The 16,208-nt window shown below is 72.7% G+C and carries 18 protein-coding genes and 1 pseudogene; 5 read left to right on the forward strand and 14 right to left on the reverse strand.

The genetic code is table 11. The features are described from left to right. A pseudogene (locus HF577_RS31530) lies at positions 1 to 627 on the forward strand (hypothetical protein); the annotation flags it as partial. Here HF577_RS31530 and HF577_RS31535 read toward each other — a convergent pair. Further along, positions 620 to 1,087, reverse strand: coding sequence for a group II truncated hemoglobin (locus HF577_RS31535; RefSeq protein WP_169399646.1), 468 nt, complete (start codon positions 1,085 to 1,087; stop codon positions 620 to 622). The pseudogene HF577_RS31530 and the gene HF577_RS31535 overlap by 8 nt on opposite strands. Before the next feature lie 32 nt (positions 1,088 to 1,119). Further along, positions 1,120 to 1,860 carry an HpcH/HpaI aldolase family protein gene (locus tag HF577_RS31540; protein ID WP_169399647.1) on the reverse strand — a complete coding sequence of 247 codons (741 nt, stop codon included), beginning with the start codon at positions 1,858 to 1,860 and terminating at the stop codon, positions 1,120 to 1,122. A 77-nt stretch (positions 1,861 to 1,937) separates the two neighbouring features. Between HF577_RS31540 and HF577_RS31545 the strand changes: the two genes are divergently transcribed. Next, the gene (locus HF577_RS31545; protein ID WP_169399648.1) at positions 1,938 to 2,894 is read left to right on the forward strand and encodes a ring-cleaving dioxygenase; all 957 of its coding nucleotides are present in this window, start codon (positions 1,938 to 1,940) and stop codon (positions 2,892 to 2,894) included. Beyond that, a complete protein-coding gene (locus tag HF577_RS31550) occupies positions 2,891 to 3,526 on the forward strand; it encodes an alpha/beta hydrolase (protein WP_169399649.1) in 636 nt (211 codons plus the stop codon). The genes HF577_RS31545 and HF577_RS31550 overlap by 4 nt, the downstream gene beginning before the upstream one ends. 10 nt (positions 3,527 to 3,536) lie before the next feature. Here HF577_RS31550 and HF577_RS31555 read toward each other — a convergent pair whose 3' ends face one another. Then, positions 3,537 to 4,892, reverse strand: coding sequence for a cation:dicarboxylate symporter family transporter (locus HF577_RS31555; RefSeq protein WP_211175129.1), 1,356 nt, complete (start codon positions 4,890 to 4,892; stop codon positions 3,537 to 3,539). A gap of 57 nt (positions 4,893 to 4,949) precedes the next feature. Then, positions 4,950 to 6,119, reverse strand: a complete 1,170-nt coding sequence (locus HF577_RS31560; protein ID WP_169399650.1) for a mandelate racemase/muconate lactonizing enzyme family protein — start codon at positions 6,117 to 6,119, stop codon at positions 4,950 to 4,952. Positions 6,120 to 6,213: 94 nt separating this feature from the next. Between HF577_RS31560 and HF577_RS31565 the strand changes: the two genes are divergently transcribed. Then, positions 6,214 to 6,879: a GntR family transcriptional regulator gene (locus tag HF577_RS31565; RefSeq protein WP_169399651.1), complete on the forward strand. Its 666-nt coding sequence runs from the start codon at positions 6,214 to 6,216 to the stop codon at positions 6,877 to 6,879. 92 nt (positions 6,880 to 6,971) lie between these two features. Here HF577_RS31565 and HF577_RS31570 read toward each other — a convergent pair whose 3' ends face one another. From HF577_RS31570 to HF577_RS31590, 5 genes are read right to left on the reverse strand one after another with little or no spacing between them, the layout of a single operon-like run. After that, positions 6,972 to 8,303: an ABC transporter substrate-binding protein gene (locus HF577_RS31570; protein ID WP_169399652.1), complete on the reverse strand. Its 1,332-nt coding sequence runs from the start codon at positions 8,301 to 8,303 to the stop codon at positions 6,972 to 6,974. Further along, on the reverse strand, positions 8,300 to 9,448 hold the full coding sequence (locus tag HF577_RS31575; protein ID WP_169399653.1) for a branched-chain amino acid ABC transporter permease: 1,149 nt from the start codon (positions 9,446 to 9,448) through the stop codon (positions 8,300 to 8,302). The genes HF577_RS31570 and HF577_RS31575 overlap by 4 nt, the downstream gene beginning before the upstream one ends. Next, the gene (locus HF577_RS31580) at positions 9,448 to 10,326 is read right to left on the reverse strand and encodes a branched-chain amino acid ABC transporter permease (protein ID WP_169399654.1); all 879 of its coding nucleotides are present in this window, start codon (positions 10,324 to 10,326) and stop codon (positions 9,448 to 9,450) included. Before HF577_RS31580 ends, HF577_RS31575 begins: the two co-directional genes overlap by 1 nt. A 16-nt stretch (positions 10,327 to 10,342) precedes the next feature. Then, positions 10,343 to 11,062 carry an ABC transporter ATP-binding protein gene (locus tag HF577_RS31585; protein WP_169399655.1) on the reverse strand — a complete coding sequence of 240 codons (720 nt, stop codon included), beginning with the start codon at positions 11,060 to 11,062 and terminating at the stop codon, positions 10,343 to 10,345. Continuing rightward, positions 11,059 to 11,868, reverse strand: coding sequence for an ABC transporter ATP-binding protein (locus tag HF577_RS31590; protein WP_312859508.1), 810 nt, complete (start codon positions 11,866 to 11,868; stop codon positions 11,059 to 11,061). Before HF577_RS31590 ends, HF577_RS31585 begins: the two co-directional genes overlap by 4 nt. A 177-nt stretch (positions 11,869 to 12,045) precedes the next feature. Between HF577_RS31590 and HF577_RS31595 the strand changes: the two genes are divergently transcribed. Next, positions 12,046 to 13,308 carry a PucR family transcriptional regulator gene (locus tag HF577_RS31595; RefSeq protein WP_169399657.1) on the forward strand — a complete coding sequence of 421 codons (1,263 nt, stop codon included), beginning with the start codon at positions 12,046 to 12,048 and terminating at the stop codon, positions 13,306 to 13,308. A gap of 92 nt (positions 13,309 to 13,400) precedes the next feature. Here HF577_RS31595 and HF577_RS31600 read toward each other — a convergent pair whose 3' ends face one another. The 5 genes from HF577_RS31600 to HF577_RS31620 all read right to left on the reverse strand — a co-directional run. Then, positions 13,401 to 14,591, reverse strand: a complete 1,191-nt coding sequence (locus HF577_RS31600) for a winged helix DNA-binding domain-containing protein (protein ID WP_169399658.1) — start codon at positions 14,589 to 14,591, stop codon at positions 13,401 to 13,403. A 61-nt stretch (positions 14,592 to 14,652) separates the two neighbouring features. Next, positions 14,653 to 15,219, reverse strand: a complete 567-nt coding sequence (locus HF577_RS31605) for a GTP-binding protein (RefSeq protein ID WP_169399659.1) — start codon at positions 15,217 to 15,219, stop codon at positions 14,653 to 14,655. Further along, entirely contained in the window at positions 15,209 to 15,589 is a 381-nt protein-coding gene (locus tag HF577_RS31610) for a DUF742 domain-containing protein (protein ID WP_169399660.1), read from the reverse strand. The genes HF577_RS31605 and HF577_RS31610 overlap by 11 nt, the downstream gene beginning before the upstream one ends. Beyond that, positions 15,586 to 15,990: a roadblock/LC7 domain-containing protein gene (locus tag HF577_RS31615; RefSeq protein WP_169399661.1), complete on the reverse strand. Its 405-nt coding sequence runs from the start codon at positions 15,988 to 15,990 to the stop codon at positions 15,586 to 15,588. The genes HF577_RS31610 and HF577_RS31615 overlap by 4 nt, the downstream gene beginning before the upstream one ends. Then, a partial coding sequence (locus tag HF577_RS31620) for a hypothetical protein (RefSeq protein WP_169399662.1) occupies positions 15,987 to 16,208 on the reverse strand: 222 nt, incomplete at its 5' end. The genes HF577_RS31615 and HF577_RS31620, both read right to left, overlap by 4 nt.

Raw genomic sequence — 16,208 nt, forward strand, 5'->3', positions numbered from 1 at the left:
GTCGGGAACAGCGGGGCGGGTCGCCGGGCCGCCCTCGCCCACACGGCGCACGACGCCGGTGAGGAGGCGCTCTACCGGCGGGTCCTGGACCACCCCGGCGTCCTGTGGGCCCACGACCAGGAGCACATGATCGACCTGGCCCTCGCGTTGTCGCGCACCCGCCGGCCCGCCGGCCGCCGGGTGGGGATCGTGACGGTGTCCGGCGGCGCCGGCACCTGGCTCGCCGACGACCTCGTGGCGGCGGGGCTGGAGGTGCCGCTGCTCTCGCCGCAGGTTCAGGCTCTCCTGCGGGAGCGGATCCCGCCGTACGGGAGCCCGGCCAACCCCGTGGACGCCACGGCACAGGTGCTCGGCCTCGGCGGGGTCAGCCCGGTCGTGCGGATCCTCGCCGACAGCGGGGAGGTCGACGCCGTGGTGCTGGTGGCCACGCTCGCGGACCAGAAGCAGCTCGAGCGCGAGCGGGAGTACCTCGCGACGCTGGCTGCGTCGGTGCCGCTGGTGATCTACAGCTACACGCGCCCCGGGCAGGCCAGCATCGACCTGCTCGAGGAGCTCGGGATCGCCTTCTTCACCAGCACCACCCGTACGGCCGGGGCGCTGGCGGCGCTGGCTCCCGCGATCAGCTGAGGTAGGGCGGGGCCTCACCCCAGCCCCACCGCGGGGTGGGCGCGTTCTGCATGGGGGTGGCGTCCGGCGCCGCGTTGGCCCGGGCGATGCGCGTGCCCCACTCCACGTAGGCGACGAAGGCGGAGCGGAACTCGGGGTCATCGGGGAGCCCCGCCTCGTCGGCGCTCGACGCGATGAGGGTCGCCCACCGCGCCCGCTGCTCCTCCGTGATACCGAGGCCGATGTGGTGGCGCAGCATCGCGGGGTAGCCGCCGAGCTCGTCGGTGTAGTCGGTGGGTCCGCCGAACACCTCCCCGAGCCAGCGGGCCACGTGGTCGCGGTGCTCCGGTCCCATGTGCCGGAACACGGGTTCGAGCACCGGGTCGGCGAGCACCCGGTCGTAGAAGACCTCTGTGAGGCGGTGCAGAGCAGCGGAACCGCCGCACCAGTCGTAGAGCGTGGGGACGGGAGTGGCGGTCACTCAGGCGCTCCTTGATTACGACATTACAGCCGTCATCGACCCGCCGCATCCTGCCGCGAGTCGGCCAGATGCGCCACTGCCGCGCCGCGGAGCATCGCCGCCTCCGACATCAGCGCGAAGAAGGTGAAGCCCAGCGCGCGGAAGCGGTGCACGTGGGCGGGCGAGGCACAGTAGATGCCGACCGGGAGGTCCCGCGCCCGGCAGGCGGCGACGACGTCGCGCAGCAGGCGCTCGTAACCCGGGTCGTCCACCTGGGCGCTCGGCGGCAGGCCGGCGCTGAACGCCAGGTCCGACGGCCCGACGAACACCGCGTCCAGGCCCTCGACCGCCGCGATGTCGGGTAGCGCCTCGACCGCCGCGAGGGTCTCCGCCATGACGATGCACAGCGGGTCCGGCCGGCCGGGTGACCAGGCCGCCCGCGTCGGGCCGTAGCTGCGTCCGCCTCGGGGCGGGTAGTGGCAGGCCGCCACGGCCCGGGCCGCATCGGCCGCGGTGTCGACCATCGGCACGATGACGGCCGCGGCACCCCGGTCCAGTGCCCGGCCGATGGCGCCTGCCTCGTTCCCGGTGACCCGCACGACCACCGGCGTGCCGGTCGAGTCCAGCGCCTGGGCCATCGGGAGCAGCGCGTCGTCGCCGATCAGGCCGTGCTGCTGGTCGATGCACACGAACCCGAAGCCCACCGAGCCGATGAGCTCGGCGGAGGCGGATCCGGGAAGCTGCAGCCAGCCGCCCACGACGTCGGCGGTCAGATCGAGAGGGAGAGCGTTCACCCGTCGCACTCTAGGGAACAGTTGTACATCTGCTTGCGTTCGCAACTACCATCACCGTCGATGAAGGGGAGAACGAGATGAGCACTATCGCTCCGCACGGCCTGCACCACGTCACGGCGATCGCGTCGGACCCGCAGCGCAACGTCGACTTCTACACGCGGGTGCTGGGACTGCGGCTGGTCAAGCAGACCGTGAACTTCGACGCGCCCGACACCTACCACCTGTACTACGGGGACGCGCGAGGTGCGCCGTCCACGCTCCTGACCTTCTTCCCGTGGCGGGGCGTCCCCGCCGGGCGTCAGGGCAGCGGGCTGACCACCGCCACCGCGTTCAGCGTGCCGCCGGAGTCGATGGGCTGGTGGCAGCGCCACCTCACCGGTGCCGGGCTCGTGCTCGACGGCCCCCGCACCCGTGACGGCGAGGAGGTGCTGACCCTGCGCGACCCCGACGGCATGGTGATCGACATCGTCGCGGCTCCCGGCGACACCCGCTCGGGCTGGGACGGCGTGGCCGGCGTGCCGGCCGAGCACGCCGTGCGCGGCCTGCACTCGGTGACGATGTCCGAGCGCCTGCCCGACGCCACCGCGGAGATGCTCGCGGGCGTGCTCGGGATGCACCTGCAGGGCGAGGACGGCGACCGCGCCCGCTTCGCCATGGCCGGGGGTGGCGCAGGGGCCGTCGTCGACGTGGCCGCCGACGCGCGGCCGCGGGGGCTGCAGGCCGGTGGCACCGTGCACCACATCGCCTTCCGCGCACCGGACCAGGAGACCCAGGCCCGGTGGCGCCGGGAGCTCGTCGAGGCGGGTCTGCGGGTCACCGGGATCGTCGACCGGCAGTACTTCACCTCCATCTACTTCCACGAACCCGGGGGAGTGCTGCTGGAGATCGCGACCGACCAGCCCGGCTTCGCCATCGACGAGCCGCTGCTGGAGCTGGGCCGGTCCCTGAAGCTGCCGCCGTGGCTGGAGCCCAGCCGCGAGCAGATCGCGCGGGCGCTCCCGCCGCTGCACGTCGACGCCCCGGCGACGCCGTGACCGCCGCGCAGGGCGGCCCGGCCGTGGTCCGTCCGCATGTGTGGGTCCCGGGCAGCGCCGCCCCGCCGCTGCTGCTCCTGCACGGCACCGGCGGCGACGAGCACGACCTGCTGCCCCTGCGCGAGCACCTCGCGCCGGACGCCCCCGTGCTCTCGCCCCGGGGCACGGTGCTGGAGAACGGCATGCCGCGGTTCTTCCGCAGGCTCCAGGAGGGCGTCTTCGACGAGGACGACCTGCGCGCGCGGGTGGACGAGCTGGCGGCGTTCCTCGTCGCGGCGGAGGCCGAGCACGACGTCGCGGCCGGGTCGTGGGTGGCGGCCGGGTTCTCCAACGGAGCGAACATGGCGTCCGCGCTGCTGTTCCGCCGCCCGGAGACCCTGGCCGGCTCGGTGCTGCTGGCGGCGATGGTGCCGTTCCGCGACGGGCCGGACCCCGATCTCGACCTCACGGGCAAGCGCGTGGCCGTGTCCAACGGCCGCCGCGACCCGATGGCGACCGCCGCCCACACCCGCACCCTGGTCGCGCAGCTGCGCGACCACGGCGCGGAGGTGGTGGAGTTCCCGCACGACGGCGGCCACGACATCGACCCGCGGACCCTCCCGGCCCTGCGCGCTTTCGTGGCGGGGCACTAGCCGCCGAGGTTCAGGAAAGCCACTTTCCTGCCCTGTGCGGGCCTGAAAGTGGCTTTCCTGAACTTGGGGCCGGCGCCGGCCGCATCCGCAGAACGGCCCGGGCCCGGGTGACGTCGAAGTCCTTCTCCCATTTCCCCACCACGATCGCCGCGACGGCGTTGCCGAGCACGTTGATGAAGACCCGGCCCTCGTTGAGCAGGCGGTCGACACCGACGATCAACGCAAGGGCGGCGAGCGGCACGTGCCCGATCGCGGTGATGCTGCTGGCCAGCACGATGAATGCGCCACCCGCGATCCCGGCGGTTCCCTTGCTCGTCAGCATCATGATCCCGACCATCGTCAGCTGCTGCTGCCACGACAGGTCGATCCCGACGGCCTGTGCGAGGAAGAGCGACGCCATCGTCAGGTAGATCGCCGAACCGTCGAGGTTGAACGAGAACCCGGCGGGGATCGTGATGCCCACGACGGGACGGCCGACGCCGAGGGCCTCCAGCTTCTGCACCACCTGCGGGAGCACCGCCTCGCTCGAGCAGGTGCTCAGTGCGACCAGCAGCTCCGCCCGCAGGAAGCGCATGAGCCCGAACAGGCTCAGTCGGCACGCCCGCATGATCGTCCCGAGCACCACGAGGATGTAGACGACGCACGTCGCGGTGAACAGGACGACCAGGTAGCCGAGCTGTTGCAGGCTGGCCGCGCCGTAGGTGCTGACCACCGTGGCCAGCGCTCCGAACGTCCCGATGGGCGCGAGTCGCATCACCCAGGAGACGATCCTGAACACGACCTCCGACAGCGCCCCGATGCCCTGGGTGAGGATCTGTGCCCGCTCACCCGAGACGTTGAGGGCCACCCCGAACAGGATCGACACCAGCAGCGCCGAGAGGATGTTGTCCCCGGTGAGTGCGCCGAACAGTGACTCCGGGATCAGGCTCGACACGAAGTCGGTGAAGCTCGCGTGTCCGCCTCCGCTCACGCCGGGGATGTGCCCCGCGTCGAGGGTGGCCGGGTTGATGTTCATCCCCGCACCGGGATGGAACACGTTGGCCACCACGAGGCCGATCACCATCGAGACCAGCGAGAAGACGATGAAGTAGCCGATCGCCTTGATCCCGATCCGCCCGGCCTTGCGCAGGTCGTCCATCGCGGCGATTCCCGTGGTGACGACGCAGAAGACCACCGGGATGACGATCATCGTGACCAGCGCGATGAACCAGTCGTTGAGAGGTTTCATCGCTGCACCGAAGCCGGGGAAGAGAACGCCGACGGCGATTCCGAGCACGGCGCCCACGACCACCTGGAACCACAGCTCACGCAGCAGCCGGACGGGGCGGGACCGAGGCGGCGGGTCGGCGACGTTCGACGGGGACATACCGAACTCCTTGCACAGCAGTGTGTGTGGGGTGTCAGCAGGCGGAACCGAGGCGCATCAGCTGTGCAGCTCGCGCAGCACCGGGTAGAACTCGGCCTTCGCCTCGAGTCCGATCCCCGGCAGGTCCGTGAGGCCGACGTACCCGTCGCGCACCTCGGCGCCGTCGGCGAAGCCCCCGGCAGGCTTGAACTCCCCGGGATACGACTCGTTGCCACCGAGCTTCAGCGCGGCGGCGATGTGCAGGGAGAACTGGTGGCCGCCGTGCGGGATGCACCGGCGGGAGTCCCAGCCGTGCTGCCGCAGCATGTCCTGGATGCGCAGGTACTCGACCAGTCCGTAGCTCAGGGCCGGGTCGACCTGGATGGTGTCGCGGTCGGGCCGCATCCCCGCGTACCGCACGAGGTTGCGGGCGTCCGGCAGCGAGAACAGGTTCTCGCCGGTGGCCAGTGGGCCCCGGTAGTGCTCGGCCAGGGTGGCGTGCAGGTGGTAGTCGAGCGGGTCGCCCGGCTCCTCGTACCAGAACAGGCCGTAGGGCTCGATCGCTCGGCCGTAGTCCAGGGCGGTCTCCAGGTCGAAACGACCGTTGACGTCCACTGCCAGCCGGGACCCGTCGCCGTCGAGGACGTCGAGGACGGCCTCGATCCGGCGCAGGTCCTCGGCCAGCTCGGCACCGCCGATCTTCATCTTGACCACGCGGTAGCCGAGGTCGAGGAAGCCCTTCATCTCGTCCTGCAGCTCGCGTAGACCCTTGCCGGGGGCGTAGTAGCCGCCTGCGGCGTAGACGAAGACCGACTCGTCGGGCCGGCCGTCGCCGTAGCGCTCGGACAGGAAGCGGTGGAGCGGCTGCTCGTTGATCTTCGCGGCCAGGTCGAACAGCGCCATGTCGACGGCGCCGACCGCGACCGAGCGTTCACCGTGGCCGCCCGGCTTCTCGTTCCGCATCATCACGTCCCACGCCTTCGCCGGGTCGACGAAGGTGCCGTTGTCGGCGAGGAGATCGTCCGGCGATGCCTGCAGCAGCCGCGGCAGCAGCCGCCGCCGCAGGATCTCCCCCGCGCTGTAGCGGCCGTTCGAGGTGAACCCGTACCCCACGACGGGTTCACCAGCGCGGACCACGTCGCTGACGACCGCGACGATCGAGCAGTCCATCGAGCTGAAGTCGATCAACGCATTGCGGATCGACGAGCTGATCGGCACGACACCCTCGTGCACGGAGACGATCTTCATGACGCTCCTCGTAACTTATAAGATGTTCGGGACGCTAGGCTCCCAGCGAGTCCGAGCGCAAGCCGACGTGGTCCCGACAAGAAGTGGTGGACCGATGACCAGCACGAATGTCTTCTCGAGCAAGAGCGAGGTCGCGTACGCCGAGATCCGCGACCGCATCCTCTCGGGAGCGCTCGCCCCCGGTTCCCGCCTGGCGCAGTACGAGCTCGCCGAGTCCCTGCACATGAGCATCACGCCGCTGCGCGAGGCCATCAGACGGCTCAGCAGCGAAGGCCTGATCGACCTCGACACGCACCGGGACGCGCGCGTCGCCCGCATGGACGCCGCGGAGGCCCGACAGCTGTTCGAGGTGCGCCTGTCGCTGGACCCCTCAGCGGTCGAGCTGGCGGCCGCCCGCCGTACCGAGGCCGACATCACCGCGATGCGGGCCGCCGTCGAACGGCTGTTGCCCGTGACCAGGCAGTGGGGCGAGGAAGCGCTCACCGCGCACCGGGACTTCCACCGGACGCTGTACCGGGCGTCCCACAACGACGTCATGGTCCGGCTGCTCGACGACCTGTGGGACAAGTCGGACCGTTACCGGCGCATCGGTCTCGTGCTGCCGCCGGGCGACGGTCCGCGCACCCGCGACCTCGACGAACATCGTCAGATGATGGAGCTCGTCATCAGTGGTGACGGCGAGCGCGCGGCCGAGCTGATGCGCAACCACATCCGGCTGAGCCTCACGGCGTCGGCGATCGAGGTGCTCGAAGCACGCTGAGGCGGATCAGCACTCACCGCCGAAGTTCAGGAAAGCCACTTTCCTGCCCTGTGCGGGCCTGAAAGTGGCTTTCCTGAACTCGGGGCCGGCGCTCAGCCCGCAGGGGGCGCTGCCGGGATGCCGTTCGCCGGGGGAGCCGCCGGTTCACCGGTGGCCTCCGTGATGGGGGCGTCGCCGTTGTCCGTCACGAGGACGGGGGTCAGGCTCTCCGTGGTGCCGCCGGTGATCCGGGCGACCTCCACCCCGGAGACGCCGGCGTGCCGGTCGGCCGAGTACCGGAACGGCGCCACCCACGGGCCCTGGAACTGCGCGCCCGACCGCTCGACGGCCGCCACGATGCTCTCGCGTGTGGGGTCGGCCCCGGCCGCCTGCAGCGCCTGCACGAACGTGTAGGCCTGGGACATGCCGTAGATGCGGTAGTTGGTCAGCTCGCCGTCGCCGCCGTGCTCGTCCCACACCCGCTGGAACAGCTGGACCCACGGGTCGTCCGGTGCGTCGACACCGGGCAGGTACTCGGTGGTGATCACGCCGTCGAGCAGCCCGGCGTCGGTGACGGCGCCCTCGGAGAAGCGGGCCAGCAGGGAGCCGACGAGCCCGGGGTCGGAGCCGACGTTGGAGTAGATCCACTGCGGCTTGTAGTTCAGCCGCAGCGACTGCAGCTGCGAGAGGGCCGTGTAGGACGGCACGTTGAAGCCGATCACGAGGTCGGCGCCCGCCGCCTGCAGCGCCGCGATCTGCGGGGCCACGTCGGTGTTGCCGGGCGTGTACCGCTCGGCGGCGACGATCTGCTTGTCGAGGAACCGGCGGGCGCCGAGCTCGCCGTCGCGGCCGAAGTCGTCGTCCTGCAGGAACAGGCCGACCTTGGCCTGCGGGAAGTTCTGCGCCACGTACTGCCCGACGATCTTCCCCTCGATCTCGTAGTCGGGCTGCCAGCCGAAGGTCTGCGGGTTCTTGGCCGGCTGGTCCCACAGCAGGGAGCCCGAGGAGACGAACAGGTCCGGCACGCCCTCGCTGTTGAGGTAGTCGAGCACGGCCGAGTGCGTGGGGGTGCCCAGGCCGCCCAGCAGCGCGAACACCTGGTCCTGGAGGACGAGCTCGTTGACCACCTGGCTGGTCTGCGTCGGGTTGTAGGCGTCGTCGCGAAAGACGTAGTCGATCGTCCGCCCGTTGATCCCGCCTGCGGCGTTGACGAAGTCGAAGTAGGCCTTCGCGCCGGTCGGGATCTCGCTGTAGCCGGGCGCCGCGACGCCGGTGAGCGGGAAGTGCGCCCCGATCTTCACCGAGGTGTCGGTGATGCCGACGGCGGGGGCGGCGTCGGTCCCGGACCCGCCGTCAGGGCGCCCGCCCGCACCGCACGCGCTGAGAACCACCGCCGCCGCGACCGCCGCCGCGGCGAGCGCCGAGCGCCTGCTCCTCCTGGTCATCCTGTCCTCCTCGTCGAGGGTCCCCGGCGGTTGGTCCTGCTCCGGTTCCACAGCTTCTTCACCACGCCGACGGCTCCCGACGGCGCGAGCAGCATCACGAGCACGAGCACCACGCCGTAGACGAACGGCGCGAGCTGCGCGGCCTGCGTCCCGTCCAGCCCGGCGCCGATGCCGAGGTTGGTGACAGCAGGCGGCAGGAACACCAGCAGCGCGCTGCCGAGCAGCGCCCCCTCCAGGCTGCCGAGGCCGCCGACGACCACCGCGGTGAGCAACCCGAGCGAGAGCACGATCGTGAACCCGCTGGGCGCGGCCAGCCGCACCACCACGCCGAGCACCGAGCCCGCCAGCCCGGCGCAGACCGCGCTGACCACGAACGCGAGCACCCGCACCCGGCCCAGCCGGATCCCGGCCAGCTCCGCGGCGACCTCGTCGTCGCGCACGGCCCGCCAGACCCGTCCGATGCGCCCGGCCATCAGGTTGGCCAGCAGCAGGAGCACCACCAGCAGCGTGCCCCAGCCGAGATAGGCGAGGTACTTGGCGGTGGGCGTCTCGTTGGCGGAGAGGAAGTAGACGGCGTCGGCGAACCAGTCGGGCACGTCGGGCGAGGCGACCGGGAGCCCCTGCTCCCCGCCGAGGGTGTGATCGAAGTAGATCGCCAGGCCCGGCACCGCGACGGCCAGCGCGAGCGTGGCGCCCGCCAGGTAGGGCCCGTGCAGCCGGGCGGCGGCCGCCCCCACCACGGCGCCGACCAGCGCGGTGACGGCGGCCGCGATGACCATGACGAGCAGCAGCGGGAGGCCCGTGCCGTCGTCCCCGAGCAGCAGCCCGGTGGTGTAGGCGCCCACGGCCATCAGCGCGCCGTGGCCGAGCGAGATCTGCCCGTTGAGACCCGTGAGCACGGTGAGCCCCGCCGCGGCGATCGCGTAGTAGGACATGGTGGCGAACTGCGAGTTGCGGAACGGGCTGGTCAGCTCCAGCACGAGCACCACGGCCACGAGTGCGAGGAGCACCACCAGCGCGTGCCTGCCGAAGGTGGAGCGCGGCAGCCTGCGGCGTACGGCAGCCAGGGGCCCGGGCCTCGGAGCCCCGGTGGCGACGGGGGAGGACGCCTGCGCGGCGGCAGGCTCGTCGGTCTGCTGGGACATCAGACCCTCCGCGCTGCGGTCCGGGCGAACAGTCCCTGCGGCCGCACCAGCAGCACCGCCACCAGGATCGCGAGCGCGGCCAGCGCCACCAGCTCGCTGCCGAGGTAGCCGCTGACGTAGGACAGCAGCAGTCCGATCGTCAGCCCGCCGACCACGGCCCCGGCCGGCGAGTCGAGGCCGCCGAGCACGGCGGCGACGAACCCGTAGACGATCACGGCGTCCATGTAGGCGGGGAACACCAGGCTGCCGCCCGCGATCAGCAGTCCGGACAGCGAACCGACGCCCGCGGCCAGCGCCCAGCCGAGCGTGAGCATCCGCCCGACGGGCACGCCGAGCAGCCTCGACACCTCCTGGCTGAACGCGGCGGCGCGCATCTTCAGGCCGAGGTCGGTGAAGCGGAAGAGCGCGACGAGGGCGAGCATCACCACCACCACGGCGACGATGATGTAGATGCTGTTCGGGGTGAACGCGATGTTGACCCCGCCCACGGTGAACCCGCGCAGGTCGAACGGCGCGGGGAACGACCGGAACGTGGAGCCGAACAGGATCGCGGCCAGCGCCTGCAGCGCCACGAACAGCCCGAGCGTCACGATCACGGCGTTGAGCTCCGGGCCGCCCTCGACCGGGCGGATCACCAGCCGCTCGATCACGGCACCCAGCACCAGCCCGGCGACCAGCGCGACGACGAGACCGACCCAGTACGACTGGCCGCCCTCGATCACGGTGAGCGCCAGGTAGGTGGTGAACATGGCCATGGCGCCCTGCGCGAAGTTGACGACCCGGGTGGAGCGCCAGATCAACACCAGGGCCAGTGCGAAGGCGGCGTAGACGGCTCCCTGACCGAGACCGGTCAGCGTGACGTTGAGGAACTGCTGCACTGCTCTCCTCTCCTGATCAGAAGCCGAGGTAGGCGTGGCGGAGGCCGTCGTCCGCGGCGAGCGCGGCGGCGGCGTCGCGGGCCACCACGCGCCCCAGGTTGAGCACGACGCCGACGTCGGCGATCGAGAGGGCGCTGCGCGCGTTCTGCTCGACGAGCAGCACGGTGACCCCGTCGCTGTCGACGAGGTCGCGCAGCAGCCCGAAGATCTGCGCGACGATCCGGGGCGCCAGCCCCAGCGACGGTTCGTCGAGCAGCAGGACGTCCGGGCCGGACAGCAGGGCCCGGCCGATCACGAGCATCTGCCGCTCCCCGCCGGAGAGCACGTGCGCGTCGTGGCGGCGGCGCTGTGCCAGCGGCGGGAACATCTCGTACACCTGGGCCAGCCCGCGCTCGGTGCGCCGGCGGGACGCGCCGAGCATCGCCCCGAGGCGCAGGTTCTCCTCCACCGTGAGCTCGGTGATCACCCCGCGGCCCTCGGGGACGTGCGCGATCCCGGCGCGCGCGATCGCCTCGGCGGGGGCGTGGGTGAGGTCGGTGCCGTCGAGCAGCACCTGTCCCGCCGCGGGCCGGACCAGGCCGGAGATCGTGCGCAGCAACGTCGACTTGCCTGCCCCGTTGGCCCCGAGCACGGCGGTGACCTGGCCCCGCTCCGCGGTGATGTCGACGGTGTCGAGCGCCGTGACCGGGCCGTAGGACGTGGTGAGGCCGGAGATCTCCAGCGTGCCGGCACTCATGAGTGCGTGGCCTCCTCGCCCAGGTAGGCGTCGATCACCGCGGGGTCGTCGCGGACCTCGTCGGGGGTGCCGTCGGCCACGACCTTGCCGAAGTCGAGCACCGTGATCCGGTCGCAGACCGCCATCACCAGGTCCATGTGGTGCTCGACCAGCACCACCGACATGCGGTCGGTCAAGGTCCGGATCAGCTCGCCCAGCTCGGTCATCTCGTCGCTGCCCAGGCCGCTCGCGGGCTCGTCGAGCAGCAGCAGGTCGGGTTCTCCGGCGAGCGCGCGGGCCAGGGCCACCCGTTTCTGCACCGGGTAGGGGAGGCTCCCGGGCAGCCGGTCGGCGTAGCCGTCGGCGCCGAGCTCGGTGAGGGCGGCCATCGCACGCTCGCGCAGCGCCCGCTCGTCGCGGTCGGAGCGGGCCAGGGCGAACAGGGTGGCGGCGAAGCCGGCGCGCCGGTGCCGGTCGGCGCCGACCATCACGTTCTCCACCACGGTCAGCCCGCGGAAGAGCCCGACCCCCTGCAGCGTGCGGGCGATGCCCATCCCCGAGAGCCGGTGCGGACGCAGGTCGCGCACCGGCCGCCCGTGGCGCAGCACGGTGCCCGTGTCGGGGCGGACGAAGCCGCAGCAGACGTTGAAGAGCGTGGTCTTGCCCGCGCCGTTCGGCCCGATCACACCGTGCACCTGACCCGGCCCGACGGCCAGGGACACGTCGTCGAGCGCGACGAGGCCGCCGAACCGGACCCCGACGCCGCTGACGGCGAAGACGGCCGAGACGTCCGGGGACGCCGTCGGCCCGGTGGGTGATGTCGACACTGACACGTGGGCGTCTCCCGGGTGCGGGCGGCGGTGACCGCGATCACTGGGTAGCCCCACTTTGGGCGCAGCGCCCAGCGCGCACCATGTGCGCATCGCCCAGGATCGGGGCCGCAGAACTGGGCAGCGCGCCCGTATGGGTGGACGGCGCTGTGCGGGCTGCTGCACAGTGCGGGAATGCTGCCCACCCGGCGGGGCGCCGGCGAGAGCCGTCCCGACACCGGAACCCGCTCCGGCACCGGGGGCCGGCCGCTGCCGCCCGAGTCCGCGGACGCGCTGCGGGTGCTCGGCGGCGTCCTGATCGACGAGGTCGACGGGCTCGCCGACCGGTTGACGGTGATGGTGCTGCACCGCGAGCCGACCTACGCCGAGCTGGACATGGTGGAGGAGCTGCGCGGTGCCTGCCGGGCCAACATGGAGCGCGGGGTGCAGACGCTCGCCGAGCAGGTGCCGGATGGGGTGGACCCCGAGGACACCTCGCGGCAGACCGGCAGGCGCCGCGCCCGCCAGGGGGTGCCGCTCGAGGTGGTGCTGCGCGCCTACCGGCTCGGCGGGCGCGTCATGTGGGAAGCGCTGCTGAGCGCCTCCCGCGGCCGGTTCTCCGGGCGGTACGACACCGCGCTGCTGGACGCCGCGAGCTACGTCTGGCGCGTCAACGACCGCAGTGCCACCGCGCTCGTCGAGGCCTACCGGCTGGAGGAGCTGCGGCTGCAGAGCCACGACCTGAGCAGGCGTCACGCCGTGCTCGACGGTCTCATCGAGGGCCGCGGGGGCGACCCGGCGTTCCTGCGGGACGCGGCGACGGTGCTCGGGCTGCCCGAGCGCGGCCCGATGCTGTGCGTGGTGACGCCGGTGGAACCGTCGGGGGAGGACTCGCTCCGGTCGCCGCAGGAGGCGCTGGCGCCGCTGGGCATCGTCTCGTCCTGGTTCCTGCGGCCGCGCGACGAGGTGGGGGTGGTGGCGCTCGGGTCCCGGCCGCCCGAGGTGGTGGCCGACGCGCTGCGCCCGTGCGTGGCGGGCCGGGTGGGTGTCTCCCCCGTGGTGGACGGGCTGGGCGCGATCGACGCGGGCTACCGGATGGCGCACACCGCCGCCCGCACGCTCGTGGGACCGGGCCTGGCGGTGCTCGACGAGCGGCTGCCCGAAGCGCTGCTGGTGGACAGCCCGGAGCTGGTGCCGCGCGTGGTGCGCACCGCACTCGGCGGTCTGCTCGATCTGCCCCCCGCCGACCGCGACACGCTGCTGGAGACGCTGCGGGAACTGCTGGCGAACGGCGGCTCCCCGACCCATGCGGCGGCGGCGCTGTTCTGCCACCGCAACACGGTGATCTACCGGGTGCGCCGAATCGAGGCGGCCACCGGCCGCTCCATCGCCGACCCCCGCGACCGGCTGCTGCTGACCCTCGGCGTGCTGGCCGCGCAGTCGAGCGGTCTCCCCTGACCGGTGGCCCTGCGGTCCCCCCAGGTTCAGGAAAGCCACTTTCCTGCCCTCTGCGGGCCTGAAAGTGGCTTTCCTGAACTTCCGGGGGGCCGTCAGGGGAGGGTGGTCAGTTCGCGTTCCAGGGGTGTGCGGAAGCGGGGGGTCACCCGGACGTCGCCGATCCGGGCCGCGAGTCGTTCGGCCGTCGCGTGGACCGCCGTGGTCGCCTCGGTGCCGATGTCCTCCAACAACCGCAGCGCGACCGTCCCGTCGGCGCGTTGCGCCCAGCCGCCCACGATCCGCCCGTCGCTCCAGACCGTCGGACCGATGTTGCCGCTGCGATCGAACAGGGCCGCCTTGTGGGGGCCGAGGTACCAGCCGCGGTCCTGCCAGCCCATCGCCGTGGGGTCCAGCCCGGGCAGCAGCGCCACCCACGGCTCGGGCTGCGCGACGGGCTCGACGTCGTCGGGCAGGACCACGCCGGGGACGCCGTCGAGGTCCACCGCGACGGCGCCGACCGCGGTGAGCGCGGCGCGGGTGCGGGCCATGGTCCAGCCCGTCCACCACTTCAGGTCGGCCACCGGGGCGGGGCCGAACGCGGTGAGCCAGCGGCGCGCGAGCTCCGCGTGGGCGGCGGCCGGGTCCAGCTCCGGCATCCCGCCCGGCCACCACGCCGACGTCGGTGACCAGCGGTACTGCGTGGACGTCCACCCGCCGAGGGGACGGCCGCGGGCGATGTGGCCGTCCGCGGCGAGCACCAGCAGCGCCCGGCTCGTCATGTTCTGCGGGGTGTCGTCGGGGGGCACGACGATCCGGGTGCGCAGGCGCGGCTCGTCGGCCACCAGTTCGACCGCGGTGGCCTCACCCCGCGCGACCAGCGCCCGCAACGCCGACGCCTCGACGTCGGCGAGCCACGCCGCCGGGTCCTCGGCCACCCCGGCACGCTCGATGTGCTGCACGAGCTTGCGGCGTTGCACCGCGGCCACGTCGAGCGTGCACGCGGCCTGCAGGACCGGTGCGACGTCGAGCGCCGTCACCCAGACCGTGCGCCGCATCGACAGCATCCGCACCAGCGCGCGCTCGTCGTGCAGGGCCCGCTCGACCGTGGGAGCAGCGGCGTCGGACCGGGCGAGCACCGCGAGCACGACGGACGCGGGGTCCGTGGCGTGCAGCGCGACGAGTGCGTCGGCCACGCCCGCCACCCCGGCCACCGACTCCGGGGTGGCGTGACCGGGAGCGAGTAGGTGCCGCCGCCCGAGCCGGGCCCGCCGCTGCGCCGTGCCGATCCGCGGTTCTGCCGTCACCCGGGGATCATGGCGCACCGGTTGGCCGCGCAGGTGGGTGCCCGGCGCCGCAGCGGCGCCGTCAGCCGGCGACCGTGGTGCGCTCCAGTGCGTGCTCGACCAGCGCGATGATCGTCGCGAGGCACGAGCCGTCGCTGCGGGCGTCCATCCGCACCACCGGCACGTCGGGTGCCAGCGCGAGTGCCTCCCGCACGGTCTCCGCGGAGAAGCCCGTGGTGCCGGGGAAGTCGTTCAACGCCACGACGAACGGCAGCTGCCGGTTCTCGCAGTAGTCGACGGCGGGGAAGCAGTCCTCGACCCGGCGCAGGTCGACGAGCACGACGGCGCCGACGGAGCCGCGGGCGAGCTCGTCCCACATGAACCAGAAGCGGTCCTGCCCCGGCGTGCCGAACAGGTAGAGGATCAGCGCGTCGTCGACGGTGATCCGGCCGAAGTCCATCGCGACCGTCGTGGTGTTCTTGCCCGGGACCGCCGCGATGTCGTCGACCCCCACCGACGCCGCGGTCAGCGGCTCCTCCGTCAGCAGCGGCGGGATCTCCGACAGCGCCCGCACGAGCGTGGTCTTGCCCACCCCGAAGCCGCCGGCCACGACGACCTTCAGCGGGATCGGCCCGTTGTCATCGCGCACGGAGACCCGCCAGCAACCGGTTCAGCACCTCCGCGGCGGGGCGCCCGCCGACGCCTGCCGGTGCCGGGGCGTGCACCACGAGGTAGCCGGAGTCGGCCAGGTCGCTCACGAGCACCCGGGCCACCCCGACCGGGACGCGCAGCGCTGCTCCGACCTCCATGAGCGACACCGGTCGTCCCGCCAGCTCGATGATCATCCGATGCTCTTTCTGCAGGTCACCGGCCCAACGATCGGTCGCGAGGACGAGGGACTCGACCGGCAGGTCACGTCCTGAGGACCGGGTGCGACCGCCGGTCACGGCGTACACGGGCACGACCCGGTCGTCGCGGCGCCCCGCGCCGGTATGCCGTGCCGGTTCGTCCGGGGTCACTGCGAGGAGCCTCCGGCGTCGGCCCTGGCCGCCGGGGTCAGCGCGTGCCCCACCCGGGAGGCCAGCATGGTCATCTCGTAGCCGACCATCCCCATGTCGCAGCGCCGCCCGGCGTGCACGGCGAGGGTGGCGCCGTGGCTGATCGCCGTGACGAACAGGTAGCCGTCGTCCATCTCGAGGATCGTCTGCGTCACCGGGCCCGCGTGCAGCAGGAGTGCCGTGCCCTTGGCCAGGCTGACCAGTCCGGACGCCGCAGCGGAGAGCTGGTCGGCCAGGCCATCGGCCATCCTCGGGGAGGTCGCGAGCCGCAGGCCGTCGCCCGAGACGACCAACGCCTGCACGACCCCCGGCGTCTCCCGAGCGAACTCCACGAGCAGCCAGTCGAGCGGCCTGCCGGTCACGACCGCCCCGCGTTCTCGGTGGCGGCGAGCGCGGCGAGCCGGCTGGCCTGGTACCGCGACAGAGCCCCTACTGCCTCGGCGCGGCGCGGGGGGACGGCCACCTCGGGCTCGGGTCCGAGGGGTTCGCGCAGCTCCGGCGCGAGGCTGGCCTGCGGGACCCGCCGGCGCAGGACACGCTCGCCGGAGTCGGGGGGCGGCGCGCCCCGGGGCGCCGGGAC

This window comes from Pseudonocardia xinjiangensis (genome assembly GCF_012911925.1).
Classification (GTDB): Bacteria; Actinomycetota; Actinomycetes; order Mycobacteriales; family Pseudonocardiaceae; genus Pseudonocardia; species Pseudonocardia xinjiangensis.